Source organism: Antarcticimicrobium luteum (assembly GCF_004358185.1).
GTDB classification, from domain to species: Bacteria; Pseudomonadota; Alphaproteobacteria; order Rhodobacterales; family Rhodobacteraceae; genus Antarcticimicrobium; species Antarcticimicrobium luteum.
Window position 1 is genome coordinate 22,900 of the sequence record NZ_SMUV01000065.1, and the last position, 13,573, is coordinate 36,472.

The window sequence follows — 13,573 nt, forward strand, 5'->3', positions numbered from 1 at the left end:
AAAGAACTTTTTGAGAACATTTGCGAACTTTGGAGAACGCTTTTGGTAACTGGTTGAGATTACGTTGTTTTCACCAACCGCGTTTGTTCCCCTTTTGTGCGGCGCGTCCGGGGCTCCGTCCGTTCGCAGGCGAAACGCTCCACCGGAGCGTTTCCGGGGAGCCTGCTCACCCCACCGTAATCCAGCGGATCGCGCGGTCCTGCCGCATCAGCCACAAGAGCACCCGCGCGGCACGGCCGCGATCGCCCTCCAGTCCCGGATCGGCCTCGAGCAGCGCGCGCGCGTCGGTCTGCGCCACCGCCATCAAGGCGGTCTGCCGCTCCAGATCGGCGATCTGGAACCGGGGCACGCCGGATTGCGCGGTGCCGATCAGATCGCCCGCCCCGCGCATTTCCAGATCGACCTCGGCGATGCGAAAGCCGTCCTCGGTCCCGCGCAGCACCTCCAGCCGTTGGCGCCCGCCCTCGGTCAGCGGCGGGCGGTACATCAGCAGGCAGGTGCTTTGTGCCGCGCCGCGTCCGACCCGGCCGCGCAGCTGATGAAGCTGCGCCAAACCAAAGATTTCCGCCCGTTCGATCACCATGATGGTGGCATTGGGCACATCCACCCCCACCTCGATCACCGTGGTGGCGACCAGAACCTGGGTTCGCCCCGCCTGGAAATCCGCCATGGCGGCGTCCTTCTGATCGGGCGGCATCTGACCATGGACCAGCCCCACGACCCCCTCGCCCAGCAGCGCGCGCAACCGTTTGAAGCGGTCCTCGGCGGCCGTCAGGTCGGACAATTCGGATTCGTCCACCAGCGGGCAGACCCAATAGCATTGCCGCCCCTCGGCGATGGCGTGGCGCAGATGGTCGATCACCTCGTCCAGCCGTTCGGTGCTGATCACCGCGGTCCTGATCGGCTTGCGCCCCGGCGGCTTCTCATCGAGGATCGAGACATCCATATCGCCGTATTGCGCCAGCGACAGGCTGCGCGGGATCGGCGTGGCGGTCATCACCAGCATGTCGGCGGCCAGCCCCTTTTCGGCCAGCTCCATCCGCTGGCGCACCCCAAAGCGGTGCTGTTCGTCGACGATGGCCAGGCGCAGATCGGCAAACTCCACATCCGTCTGGAACACCGCATGGGTGCCGACCAGAATCTGAATATCGCCGCGTTTGAGCGCGGCCAGCTTTGCCTGCCGCTCGCGCCCCTTGTCGCGCCCGGTCAGCAGCTCCAGCACCACGCCGGCCTCCTCGGCCAGCGGCCGCAGCGCCTCCAGATGCTGACGGGCCAGGATCTCGGTCGGCGCCATCATCACCCCCTGCCCGCCGGCCTCGACCGCGATCAGCAGCGCGAGAAAGGCGACCAGCGTCTTGCCGGCCCCCACATCGCCCTGCAGCAGCCGGTTCATCCGCGCCGGCGCGGCCATATCGGCGGCGATCTCGGCCACCGCCCGCCGCTGCGCGCCGGTGGGCGCATAGGGCAGCGCCGCAAGCACGCTGTCCTGCAACGCGCCGCTGCCCCGGCTGGAGATGCCGCGCGCCTTGCGCTCGCGTCGCCGGGCCAGTGCCAGGGTCACCTGGTGGGCGAAAAACTCGTCATAGGCCAGCCGCGCCCGCGCCGGGGCCGAGGGGCTGATGTCGTCCATCCCTTCGGGCGCATGGGCGGTGTGGATGGCCTCGCCCCAGCCGGGCCATCCCTCGCGCGCCAGATAGGCCGGGTCGATCCATTCCGCCAGATCCGGCGCCCGGCGCAGCGCCCCCTGCGTGGCCTTGTAGATCACCTTTTGGCTGATGCCCTGGGTCAGGTGATAGACCGGCTCGAAATCGGGGATGTCGCCGGCCTCCTCCACCGGCAGCACATGATCGGGATGCACCATCTGCGCCATGCCGTCGAACAGCTCCAGCTTGCCCGAGACCACCCGCTTCGCCCCTTCGGGCAGCAACCGGGTGAGATAGTCGGTCCGCGCGTGGAAAAAGACCAGCTGGAACTCCTCCTGCGCATCGGTCACATGCACGCGGTAGGCACCGCCGCGATTGCGCGGGGGGCGGTGCGTACCCACTGTCACCTCCACCGTCAGGGTGGTGGGAAATTCCGCGCCGCGAATGGTGTCGCGCCGGCGCCGGTCCACCACCGCATAGGGCAGCGAGAACAGCAGATCACGCGGCGCCTCGATCCCCAGATGCGCCATCAGCTTCGCGGTCTTGGGGCCGACCCCCTCAAGCGTTTCCAGATCCGCGAAAAGCGGGAACAGGATTTCCGGCCGGCCGGTCATGCCGCCCCGATCAGGGCGAGCCAGCCATCCTCGTCGATGACCTCTATGCCCAGATCCTCCGCCTTCTTGGCCTTGGACCCGGCGCCGGGGCCGGCGACCAGCAGATCGGTCTTTTTGCTGACCGAACCGGAAACCTTGGCCCCCAGCGCCTCGGCCCGCGCCTTGGCCTCGGCACGGGTCATCTTTTCCAGGGTGCCGGTAAAGACGACGGTCTTGCCCGCGACCGGGCTGCCCGAGGTGTCCGGGGCCTTGACCGCCTGAATGGCGAGTTCGGCCGCCAGCCGGTCGATCGAGGCGCGCTCGGCCCTCTGGGCAAAGGCGGTGACCAGCGCCACGGCAACGGTCATGCCGATGCCGTCAACGCCGACCAGATCCTCCCAGGCCGCGCGCGCGCCGGCGGGCAATGCGGGATCCGCAGCCCAGACAGCGGCGCGGGTGTCAGTGATTCTTGCCCGCCGGCCCGCTTCGGCCGCGGCGGCGCGTTCGGCCATGACGGCCGCATCGGCCTCCAGATGCCGTTCAAGCGCGGGGCGGGCCGTATCGAGGGCTGCGATCATCGCGGCCCAGGTGGAATAATGGCGGGCCAGATCGGCGGCGACCACCACGCCCACGTGGCGGATGCCGAGGGCAAAGATCACCCGGTTGAGCGGGACGCGCCTACGCTCGTCAATCGCGGCGAAGAGGTTGGTGGCGGATCTTTCGCCCCAGCCCTTGACCTGCGCCAGCGGCTTGCCCGCCAGATGCCGGACGCCCGCGATCACATGATCGGCGTCTTCTTCGTCAACCGGCACGCCCGAGCTGCGCAGCATCTCGGCGAGCCGCTCCAGCAGGTCCGCCCGCCGCTCCGGATCGCTGAGCTGGCGTTGGATGCGATCGCGCGGATCGGCGGTGAGGCGTTCGGGATCGCCGTCGCGTTCGGCCAGGCGGAAAATGTCGGCAGGCTCGGAAATGCGGCAGGTGTAATAGAAATACTCCACCTGCTTCGCCCCCAGCCCCTCGATATCGAAGGCGGCGCGGGAGACGAAATGCTTCAGCTTTTCAACAGCCTGAGCGGGACAGATCATTCCGCCGGTACAGCGGCGCACCGAATCGCCCTCTTCGCGGATCGCGTCGGAGCCGCATTCGGGGCATGTGTCGGGAAAGGTGTAGGGCTCGGCGTTGTCGGGCCGCTTCGACAGGTCCACATCGGCCACCTTGGGGATCACGTCGCCGGCGCGATAGACCTGCACCCAGTCGCCCACCCGGATATCCTTGCCGTCGCGGATCGGATTGCCCGAGGAATCCCGCCCGGCGATATAATCCTCGTTGTGCAGGGTCGCGTTGGAGACCACCACGCCGCCCACCGTCACCGGCGTCAGCCGCGCCACCGGGCTGAGCGCGCCGGTGCGTCCGACCTGGATGTCGATCGCCTCAAGCCGGGTCCAGGCCAGTTCGGCGGGAAACTTGTGGGCGATGGCCCAGCGCGGCGTGGTGGACCGGAAGCCGAGCCGCGCCTGCAGGCCCAGATCATTTACCTTGTAGACCACGCCGTCGATGTCATAGCCGAGCGTGGCGCGCTGTTCCTCGATGCGGGCGTAATGCGTCAGCATCTCGTCCGGGCCCTGGCAGAGCACGGTGAGGTCGTTGGTGACGAAATCCAGCCCACGCAGCCGGTCCATGGCCCCCATCTGGGTATCGGCGAGCGGTTCGGAGAGCTGGCCCCATCCATAGGCATAGAAGCGCAGCGGCCGGGATCGGGTGATCCCGGCATCGAGCTGGCGCAGCGATCCGGCGGCGGCGTTGCGCGGGTTGGCGAAGGGTTTGTCGCCTTTCTCCTCCTGACGGGCGTTCAGCGCCGCGAAATCGGCATGGCTCATATAGACCTCGCCGCGCACCTCTAGGATGTCCGGCGCGCCGGTGAGGGTCTGGGGAATATCGGCGATGGTGCGCGCATTGGCGGTGACATTCTCGCCGACCGCGCCGTCGCCGCGGGTGGCGGCCTGTACCAGCCGGCCGCTTTCATAGCGCAGCGACAGCGACAGACCGTCGATCTTGGGCTCGGCGGTATAGGCGACGGTCCCCGGCCCCATCCCGAGGTATTTGCGCACGCCGGCATCGAATCCGGTCACGTCCTCGGACGCAAAGGCGTTGCCGAGCGACATCATCCGCTGGGCATGGGTGACCTTGGCGAATCCCTCGGCCGGACGTGCGCCGACCCGGTCTGAGGGGCTGTCGGTTCGCTTGAGCGCCGGGAACCCCGCCTCGATCGCGGCGTTGCGGCGTTTCAGTCGGTCATAGTCCGCGTCCGACATCACCGGGGCATCCTCGGTGTGATAGGCGGCGTCGGCGCGGGCCAGAAGGTCGGCCAGGCGCGCCAGTTCGGCCCGCGCCTGATCCCCGGTCAGCGTGTCAATGTCGGTTTCTTCGATTGCGTCCGCCACGGCCCTGCGCGCCCCACCTGTGTCCGGCTGATTGTCTCCGGTAACGTGATAGGGCGGGTCAGGCCGCAGGTCCAGACGTGGCGGCGCCCGCGCCGGCGGTTCGCCGGGTCAGGCGGTGGCAGCCATCCGCGATCCGTCCTCGTCCTCGCGCGGGTCGCGCAGAACATAGCCGCGGCCCCAGACCGTTTCGATGTAGTTGTCGCCGCCGGTGGCCTGGCCGAGTTTCTTGCGCAGCTTGCAGATGAAGACGTCGATGATCTTGAGCTCGGGCTCATCCATGCCGCCGTAGAGATGGTTCAGGAACATCTCCTTGGTCAGCGTGGTGCCCTTGCGCAGGCTGAGCAGTTCGAGCATCTGGTATTCCTTGCCGGTCAGATGCACCGGCTCGCCGGCCACATCGACGGTCTTGGCATCCAGGTTCACGGCGATCTTGCCGGTGTGGATGACCGATTGCGAATGCCCCTTGGAGCGGCGGATGATCGCGTGAATGCGCGCCACCAGCTCGTCACGGTGGAACGGCTTGGTCAGGTAATCGTCGGCGCCAAAGCCGAATCCCTTGAGCTTGCTTTCGGTATCGTCGGACCCGGTCAGGATCAGAATCGGCGTATCGACGCGCGCCAGACGGATCTGGCGCAGCACCTCGTGCCCATTCATGTCCGGCAGGTTGAGGTCGAGCAGGATAAGATCGTAGTCATACAGCTTGGCGAGGTCGATCCCCTCTTCCCCCAGATCGGTGGAATAGACGTTCAGATTGGCATGAGTCAGAATCAACTCGATGCTCTTGGACGTTGCCGGGTCGTCTTCCACCAGTAAAACACGCATAATGGACCCCTCCGGAAAGTTGAAAAGTATCAGACGCGTTAACCGTGGCGAAAAAAAGTTAATCGCGTGTTACCAACTTGGAGTTTCCACAGAACCGTCGCAAAACAATCTAGGGTTGTCTATACTTTTTCAATGCCGTCGCCTTCAGCGCCTTTTCTCCGTGTTTTCCGACCGCGTCGATCCAGGACTGCAACTCTTCATCGCTGAGCGCATAGCGTGTCTTTGCCTCGGACTCGCTGATCAGCCCGTAAAGCACGCCCTTGACCACCGCCGCCTTGCGCGAGGCAACCCATCGTTGCGTCGTGGCCGGCGGCAGGTCGGCACGGGTCATCGTCCTGCCGTCCGGCAGCTTTACGGCGCGCGGTCCTTCCACTTTCTTCAGGTACATCACCACCCCATAGAGTTCCCGACGCCAGTCTTGGCGGACAGCTCTTAACGGGTGGTGAAACGGCCCCTTGAGAGTATCTTGTATTTTCTTATATTCCGACAGACTTCCCGGGACCGACCGCTTTCAAGGAGCCGCCGCCATGGCGCTGGATACCGACGCACCGCTGAATTCCCTTGGCCTGCCAAAACCGCCGGCCGAGACGCGCGTGGTCGTCGCCATGTCCGGCGGCGTCGACAGCTCGGTCGTGGCCGCGCATCTGGCCGCCGAGGGCTATGACGTGATCGGCGTGACGCTGCAGCTCTACGATCACGGCGCGGCGCTGGCGAAAAAGGGCGCCTGCTGCGCCGGGATCGACATCCACGACGCCCGCCGGGTGGCCGAAGAGCGCGGCTTTCCCCATTACGTTCTGGATTACGAGAACATCTTCAAGGACGCGGTGATCGACGAGTTCGCCGACAGCTATCTGGCCGGCGCCACGCCGGTGCCCTGCATCCGCTGCAACGAACGGGTGAAGTTCAAGGACCTGCTGGAAACGGCAAAGGATCTGGAGGCCGACTGCATGGCCACCGGCCATTACATCCAGCGCAAGATGGGGCCGAACGGGCCTGAACTGCACTCGGCGGCCGATCCGAACCGCGATCAGAGCTATTTCCTGTTCTCGACCACACCGGAGCAGCTCGCCTTTCTGCGCTTTCCGCTGGGCCATCTGCCGTCCAAGGACGCAACCCGGGCGCTGGCGGCGGACTATGGCCTCGCGGTGGCGGACAAGCCTGACAGCCAGGACATCTGTTTCGTGCCGAACGGCGACTATGCCAGCGTGATCGAAAAACTGCGCCCGGGCGCCGCCGATCCGGGCGAGATCGTGCATGCGGATGGCCGGGTTCTGGGAACGCATGAGGGCGTGATCCATTACACCATCGGCCAGCGCCGGGGGCTGGGCATCGGCGGTCTGAGTGATCCGCTTTATGTGGTCCGGCTCGACGTCGACAAGAAACAGGTGGTGGTCGGCCCCAAGGAGATGCTGGCGACCCGGGTCATCCCGGTGCGCGAGATCAACTGGCTGGGGGATGAGCCGTTTGACAGCCGCCCCGAGTGGACGCTGTCGGTCAAGGTCCGCTCGACCCGGCCGCCGCGCGAGGCGATCGTGCGGCCGACCTCGCCCACCACGGCAGAGGTGGAGCTGCTGACGCCGGAGGAAGGCGTGTCGCCCGGCCAGGCCTGCGTGTTTTACGAAACCGAAGGTACGCGGATCTTTGGCGGCGGCTGGATCTGGCGCGGGGCGTAAGCGCCGGAAAAAGCGCTTAGCTCAAATCTTTCCGGGGCGTCAGCCCCGGTTATCCCCCCTCGGGCCGGGTCCGAAGCATTGTTCTGCAGGATGTCGGTCTGGACAAGGGGCGTCACCCCTGCCCCATCCCTTTCAGCACCGCCCGCGCCGCGCGCAGCCCCGGCGCCTCGCCCCTCAGCCCCAGCCGCTCCATGGTCAGCGCCATCGCCTCCTTTTGCGCCTCGGGGCGCTCAAGCACGCCCAGCACCGCCGCCGCGATCAGATCCGGCCGGCAATCGGGGCCCAGGCATTCGGGGACCAGCCGCGTTTCGCTGACCAGATTGACCAGGTTGGCGGTGTCGATGCGCATCATCGGGCGCACCAGCTGCCAGGTCAGCCAGTTGACCTTGTAGGCCATGACCATGGGCGTATCGGCGGCGGCAAGCTCCAGCGCGACGGTGCCGGAGGCCGCCAGCGCGACACTGGCGGCGGCGAACGCGGCGCGTTTGTCCGCCTGCGCCGCCGCGGCATCGGTGTCGCGCGGATCCAGGATCAGCGGCGCGCCGGGCCAGTCCGCCGTCATCTGCCGGACCATGGCGGCCACCGGTGCGGCGGCGGGCACCACCAGCCGCAGATCGGGCCGTGCCGCCAGTACCGGGGCCAGCGCCGCACCAAAGACCGGCGCCAGTTTGCCGACCTCTCCCCGGCGCGATCCGGGCAGCACCAGCAGCACCGGCGCGTCGCCGAGCCCATGGCGCACGCGAAATGCGTCGACCTCTTGTGCGGTCGCCACCGGCTCGGCCACCACCGGATGGCCGACGAAATCGCAGTCCATGCCGGCGGCCTGCATGTAGGGCGGCTCGAACGGCAACAGCGCCAGCACGTGATCGATCACCCGCGCCATCCTGTCGGCGCGTTTCGGCCGCCAGGCCCAGACCGAAGGCGCGACGTAGTGCACGGTGCGAATCCGGGTCTCGGCCTTGACCAACCCGGCGACCCGCAGGCAGAAATCCGGGCTGTCGATGGTGATCAGCACGTCGGGCGCGGTCTCGATCACCGCCCTTGCGGTCTCGGCGATCCGGCGTTTGAGGTGAAAATACTTCGGCAGAACCTCGGCGACGCCCATGACGCTGAGCTCATCCATGGGAAAGCGGCTGACCAGCCCCTGGGCCTGCATCTCGTCGCCGCCGATGCCGTCGAACCGGACCTCGGGGACAAGCTGGCGCAGACCGGCCATCAGCGCGCCGCCCAGCCGGTCGCCCGATGGTTCCCCGGCGACCAGAAAGACGCGCATCAGCCCCGCGCCCCCCGCGACCAGAGGAACATGCCCATCCGGTCGCAGGCGGCGATCACCCCGGGCTGATCCAGGACGATGACGCCGCCGGCCTCGATCACGATTCCCCTCAGCCCGGCCCCGGCGGCGGCGCGGACGGTTTCGGGGCCGATGGTCGGCAGGTCGGCGCGGTGGTCCTGACCGGGTTTCGGCGCCTTCAACAGCAGCCCGCCCTCGCCGTCGGGCCGCGCGGCCAGCCCGGCGAGCATCCAGTCGGTGCCAAACACCCCCTCGACCGCCAGTGCCTGACCGTTCAGCACCGCACAGGCCTGGCCGATGTCCACCGAAGCCATCGCTGTCACGATCTCGGCGCCGCGCAGCGCGTCGGCGCGGCTCGCCTCGTCGGGCTGTGCCACAGTCGGCACTCCCGGCGCCAGCAGCAGGCCCGGCGCGGCCTCATGGGCGGCGACCACCGCGAATCCGGCCTGTTCGAAAATGCCAATCAGCGCCCGCAATGCACCGTCATCGCCGGTTTTCAGCGCCTCGGTCAGAACCGGCACCAGCGGCAGGGTCGCGGCATCGATCGCCGCCGGGTCGATCTGCGGACGCTCGATGCCGCCGGCCATGCAGATCCGGGTCACGCCATGCGCCTTCAGCGCCCCGAGCAGACTGCCAAGGGTCTCGATGCGAAACCGCAGCGCCACCTCCAGCCGTCCGGGCGGATCGGTCTCCAACGCGCAGATCAGCGGCGGGCTGTCCTGCGCCGCCGCGATGGCCTCGGGCAGCGCCCCGCGCCCGGCGATCAGGGCCAGCATCCCCTAGCTCCCCGGCGTCAGGAAGGAGCGGTCGGTGTCCCCCATCACGAAATCGACGATTTCGCGCACATAGGCGCTGTCGGTTTCCTCGCCCAGACGGCGGGCGCGGTCCTGAAAGGTGCCCTCGCCCTGGGCCAGCATCTGGAACGCGGCGCGCAGCGCGGTGATGTCGGCGCGCGCAACCCCGCGCCGCTTGAGGCCGATCAGGTTCAGCCCGTCCAGCTCACCGCGCGGCGCCTGCACCAGACCATAGGGAATGACATCGTTGGTCACCCGGGTCAGCCCGCCGATGATCGCGCCGCGGCCGACACGCACCCACTGATGCACCCCCGACAACCCCCCGACGATGACATCGTCCTCGAGGACGCAATGCCCGGCGATGGACACATGGTTCACCAAAATCACCCGGTCGCCGATCTGGCAATCGTGGGCGATGTGGCTGCCGGCCATGAACAACCCGTCGTTGCCGATCCGCGTGACCCCGCCGCCGCCCTCGGTGCCGGGGTTCATGGTCGCATGTTCGCGGATCCGGTTGCGCGCACCGATGATCAGGCTGGTGTTTTCGCCGCGATACTTCAGATCCTGCGGCACCTCGCCGATGACCGCGAAGGGAAAGACCACGGTCTCTTCGCCGATCTGCGTGTCGCCGGTCACCACCACATGGCTTTTCAGTTCCACCCGGTCGCCCAGCACCACCTGGGGGCCGACCATGCAGAACGGGCCGACAACGCAACCCTCGCCAAGCCGGGCCCCCGGCTCGACGATCGCACTGGAATGAACCCGGGCCATGGCGGTCAGCCTCCCTGCAGGTCGACCATGGCGGAAAATTCCGCCTCGGCGGCCAGCTCGCCGTCGACCGTGGCCTTGCCGGAGAATTTGAAGATCTTGCCGCCCGGCTTGCCGCGCAGGGTGGTGACATGCATTTCCAGCACATCGCCCGGCACCACCTTGCGGCGGAACTTGCACTTGTCGATGTTCATGAAATAGATCAGCAACTCGGAATCGACGATGTCCATCCCGACGCCCAGCATCACGCCGGCGGTCTGCGCCATCGCCTCGACGATGGTGACGCCCGGCATGATCGGCGTACCGGGGAAATGGCCCTGGAATTGCGGCTCGTTCATGGTCACGTTCTTGATGCCGCGCGCGGCGCTGTAACCGTCGATATCGACCACCTTGTCCACCAGAAGAAACGGATACCGGTGCGGAAGGATGCGCTGGATCAGATGGATATCCGCGCTTTTCAACTCTGCGGTCATATGGAATTTCCCGTTGATGAACGTTGGCGCCTGACTAGCAACCCCGCCCCGGTTCGGCAAGCCGGGCTATTGATCGGCGCCGATCCCGGTGGCGCCGCCATCGCCGATGGCGGCATCGATGCGGCTGATCGCCAGATCGGTGATGTCGGTGGCATCGGCGCTGAGAAAGACGCTGTTGCGCTCCAGGATCACACCGGCGCCGCTCTCGCGCATCAGGGCTTCGAGCACCGGGCGGGCCGCCCGCAGGAACTCCACCCGCGCCTTGTCGGCGCGCTGGTTCAGCGCCCGCGCCTTGGCGTCCTGGGCGCGCCGGATCAACTGCACCTTCTCGTCAAAGGCATCGGCCAGCGCGCGGAACGCATCCGGCTCCATGTCCGGACGGCGCGTGGTCAGATCCTTTTCCTCGGTCGACAGCTCGGCCTCCATCTTGCGGTTCTCGGCGGCGAGCACGGCGCTGTCGGCCTCGATCTCGTTGGCGGTGCGACGGCCAAAGGCCGACTCGGCAAAAAGCCGGTCGGTCTCGATGGTCAGGATCGCGGCCTGCGGCAGGCCGATCTGCTGCGCCGTTCCCGCTGCAGGCCCCAGAAGGACCATTGCAAGGCTCAGCGCTAGAAGCGGCCCGATATGACGCCCAGGCCACCGCACGCGGACGATCAGAACTTGGCCTGAAGCGTCAGGTCAAAAGTCTGTTCCTTATCAAAGGATTCCTTGCTGATCGCCCTGGAAAAGTTGAAGCGCAGCGGCCCCAGGCCTGTCGACCACAGGAACGAGATGCCGATCACCGAGCGCCAGGCGCCATCGGCGCCAACGATGCAGCTCGACGTGCCCGCCGGGCCGCAGGTGCTGGCCGCCGCCGCCGTGTTGACGTTGCTCAGATCCCAGAGGTTGCCGACATCGAGGAACACGCCGCCTCGCAGACCCAGCTCTTCCGGCAGGCCCAGGGGGAAATCCGCCTCGAACCGGGCGACGGCGTAGAGGTTCCCGCCCAGCCCGTCGTCATAGGCGACGCCGCTTGCATCGGGCGACAGGTCGCGCGGCCCCATCCCCAAGGGCTCGAACCCGCGCATGATGTCAGACGTCAGCGAAAAGCGATCCAGGGTGCGGCTGTTGGTGTTGCCCATCCAGTTGAGCGCACCGGCCTCGAAGGTGGCCCGCAGCGTGACCTCTTCGTTCATGATCTTGGTCTGCGCGATGGCCTTGGCCTTGGTCCGGATGTATTCGGAGTCGCCGCCGAGACCGGCGTAGTCGGCCCCGACCTCGAACAACACGCCCGAGTTCGGGTCCAGGCCGGTCAGCCGGCTGTCATAGGTATAGGTGAAGCCGAGGCCGCTGGTCGTCACGCCGCCCTGCGCGATCTCCGAGCCGATCACCGGCCCGTGAATCGGTGTGTCCCGCGACTTCATCTCGCTGCCGTCCCAGGAGTAGTGGACATTCAGCGTCGAGATTTCCGCCAGGCGGAAGGTCAGCGCCGGCGAGAAGAATGCGCGCTGGGTATCGAAGGCGGAATAGCTCGAATCGGTCTGCGAGAAGCCCATGTCCAGATCGAAGCGCAGCTCGCGCCCCAACAGGAACGGCTCGGTAAAGCCAAGAACGTAGGATTCCGCATCCTCCGCCGTCGAGAAGGTGAAGGACAACCGCTGGCCACGGCCGAGGAAGTTGTTTTCGGTCAGGCCGATGGCCACACCGAACCCGTCGTTGACAGAGTAGGATCCGCCCAGGTTCAGAGAGCCGGTCGGTTTCTCCTCGACATTCACGTCGATGATGACCTGTTCCTTCGAGGTGCCTTCGCGGGCCTCGACATCCGCCTTTTCAAAAAACCCGAGGGCGCGGATACGTTCGGCGCTGGCGCGGATCTCGCGCGGGTTGAACGGGTCGCCTTCGGCGATCCTGAACTGCTGGCGAACGACACGGTCCAGCGTCGTGGTGTTGCCCTCGATGTCGATCCGTTCGACAAAGATACGCGGCCCCTTGGTCAGGGCGAATTCGACGTCCAGCGTCAGGTCGCGCTCGTTGCGGGTGATCCGCGGCTCGACCCGCAGGAAATCGACGCCCTGCTTGATCGCCAGGCGTTCCTGCCGGGCGATGGAGCTCTCGACCAGAGTCGGCGAATAGACCACACCAGACTTGATCTTGAGAGAGTCTCCATAGGCCGCCGCGTCGACACCGGGATACTCGCTGACCGTGGTGATCTTGCCAAAGCGGAACTGCTGCCCCTCCTGAACGTCCATCACCAGAAAAAAGGCGTCGCGTTCACGGGTGAATTCCACATTGGCGCTGTTGACCCGGAAATCCACATATCCGCGCGACAGGTAGAAATCGCGCAACACGCGCTTGTCGAACTCGATCCTGTCCTCGATCAGCGTGTCGGAGCGGACGAAGGCGCGCAGGATATTGGCCTGTTTGGTCTGCAGCACGCGGCGCAGGCGGCGATCGGAATAGACCCGGTTGCCGACAAAGCTGACCCGTTCCACCTCGATGGTGGACCCTTCGGCGATCTCGAAGATCAGATCGACGCGATTGTCGGTGCGGCGGATGATGCGCGGCGTCACGGTGGCGGCGACCCGCCCCTGCTGCGAATAGGCGGTGGCGATGGTGTTGGCATCGCGCTCGGCCTTGGCCGGATTGAAGACCTGGCGCGATGTGGACTCGACGATCTTGGCCAGATCCTCATCCTTGATGCGCCGGTTGCCCTCGAAGTTGATCACGTTGATCGTGGGGTATTCGGTGACCGAAATCACCAGCGTGCCGCCGCGCGGAGTCAGCTCGACGGTTTCGAACAGCCCGCTTCCCAGGATACGCTGATAGGCATCGTTCAGCTCTCCGGCCGAAACCGATTTGCCGCGCGCAATCGCGGCATAGGAGACGACGGTCGCCGCCTCGATCCGCTGATTGCCTTCGACGCGCACCGAATTGAACCGGTAATCCTGTGCCGCGGCCGGATGCGACAGCGCCAGCAGGAAGAATGATACGAAAAAGACGAACGTGGGCAGCACACGATGCAGCACGGTGCGTCCAAAGCCTCGTTCAGCGCAGGGGTTTCCTGCGGTGCTCCCCAATCCCATTTTACGAACCCAG

The 13,573-nt window shown here is 66.4% G+C and carries 11 protein-coding genes; 1 reads left to right on the forward strand and 10 read right to left on the reverse strand.

The genetic code is table 11. The annotated features are described in order from the left end of the window. Nucleotides 1-166: 166 nt before the first annotated feature. The 4 genes from recG to sciP form a co-directional block, all read right to left on the reverse strand. On the reverse strand, nt 167-2,257 hold the full coding sequence (gene recG / locus E1832_RS10905) for an ATP-dependent DNA helicase RecG (protein WP_133359781.1): 2,091 nt from the start codon (nt 2,255-2,257) through the stop codon (nt 167-169). Further along, complete coding sequence (gene ligA / locus E1832_RS10910; protein WP_245513948.1) at nt 2,254-4,677, reverse strand: NAD-dependent DNA ligase LigA; 2,424 nt, start codon at nt 4,675-4,677, stop codon at nt 2,254-2,256. The genes recG and ligA overlap by 4 nt, the downstream gene beginning before the upstream one ends. A 108-nt stretch (nt 4,678-4,785) precedes the next feature. Then, the gene (gene ctrA / locus E1832_RS10915) at nt 4,786-5,499 is read right to left on the reverse strand and encodes a response regulator transcription factor CtrA (RefSeq protein WP_133359782.1); all 714 of its coding nucleotides are present in this window, start codon (nt 5,497-5,499) and stop codon (nt 4,786-4,788) included. Between the two features lie 109 nt (nt 5,500-5,608). Further along, entirely contained in the window at nt 5,609-5,887 is a 279-nt protein-coding gene (gene sciP / locus E1832_RS10920; RefSeq protein ID WP_133359783.1) for a CtrA inhibitor SciP, read from the reverse strand. A gap of 139 nt (nt 5,888-6,026) precedes the next feature. Between sciP and mnmA the strand changes: the two genes are divergently transcribed. Then, the gene (gene mnmA, locus E1832_RS10925; protein WP_133359784.1) at nt 6,027-7,172 is read left to right on the forward strand and encodes a tRNA 2-thiouridine(34) synthase MnmA; all 1,146 of its coding nucleotides are present in this window, start codon (nt 6,027-6,029) and stop codon (nt 7,170-7,172) included. A 112-nt stretch (nt 7,173-7,284) separates the two neighbouring features. Here mnmA and lpxB read toward each other — a convergent pair whose 3' ends face one another. The 6 genes from lpxB to bamA form a co-directional block, all read right to left on the reverse strand. Further along, nucleotides 7,285-8,445, reverse strand: a complete 1,161-nt coding sequence (gene lpxB, locus E1832_RS10930) for a lipid-A-disaccharide synthase (RefSeq protein ID WP_133359785.1) — start codon at nt 8,443-8,445, stop codon at nt 7,285-7,287. Further along, nucleotides 8,445-9,239: an LpxI family protein gene (locus E1832_RS10935; RefSeq protein ID WP_133359786.1), complete on the reverse strand. Its 795-nt coding sequence runs from the start codon at nt 9,237-9,239 to the stop codon at nt 8,445-8,447. The genes lpxB and E1832_RS10935 overlap by 1 nt, the downstream gene beginning before the upstream one ends. A gap of 3 nt (nt 9,240-9,242) precedes the next feature. Continuing rightward, a complete protein-coding gene (gene lpxA / locus E1832_RS10940; RefSeq protein ID WP_133359787.1) occupies nt 9,243-10,028 on the reverse strand; it encodes an acyl-ACP--UDP-N-acetylglucosamine O-acyltransferase in 786 nt (261 codons plus the stop codon). A 5-nt stretch (nt 10,029-10,033) separates the two neighbouring features. Beyond that, entirely contained in the window at nt 10,034-10,498 is a 465-nt protein-coding gene (fabZ, locus tag E1832_RS10945) for a 3-hydroxyacyl-ACP dehydratase FabZ (RefSeq protein ID WP_133359788.1), read from the reverse strand. Nucleotides 10,499-10,564: 66 nt separating this feature from the next. After that, the gene (locus tag E1832_RS10950; protein WP_133359789.1) at nt 10,565-11,092 is read right to left on the reverse strand and encodes an OmpH/Skp family outer membrane protein; all 528 of its coding nucleotides are present in this window, start codon (nt 11,090-11,092) and stop codon (nt 10,565-10,567) included. 59 nt (nt 11,093-11,151) lie between these two features. Beyond that, nucleotides 11,152-13,560 (reverse strand): outer membrane protein assembly factor BamA, encoded by a 2,409-nt coding sequence (bamA, locus tag E1832_RS10955; RefSeq protein ID WP_133359790.1) that lies wholly within the window; start codon nt 13,558-13,560, stop codon nt 11,152-11,154. Between the last annotated feature and the right edge of the window lie 13 nt (nt 13,561-13,573).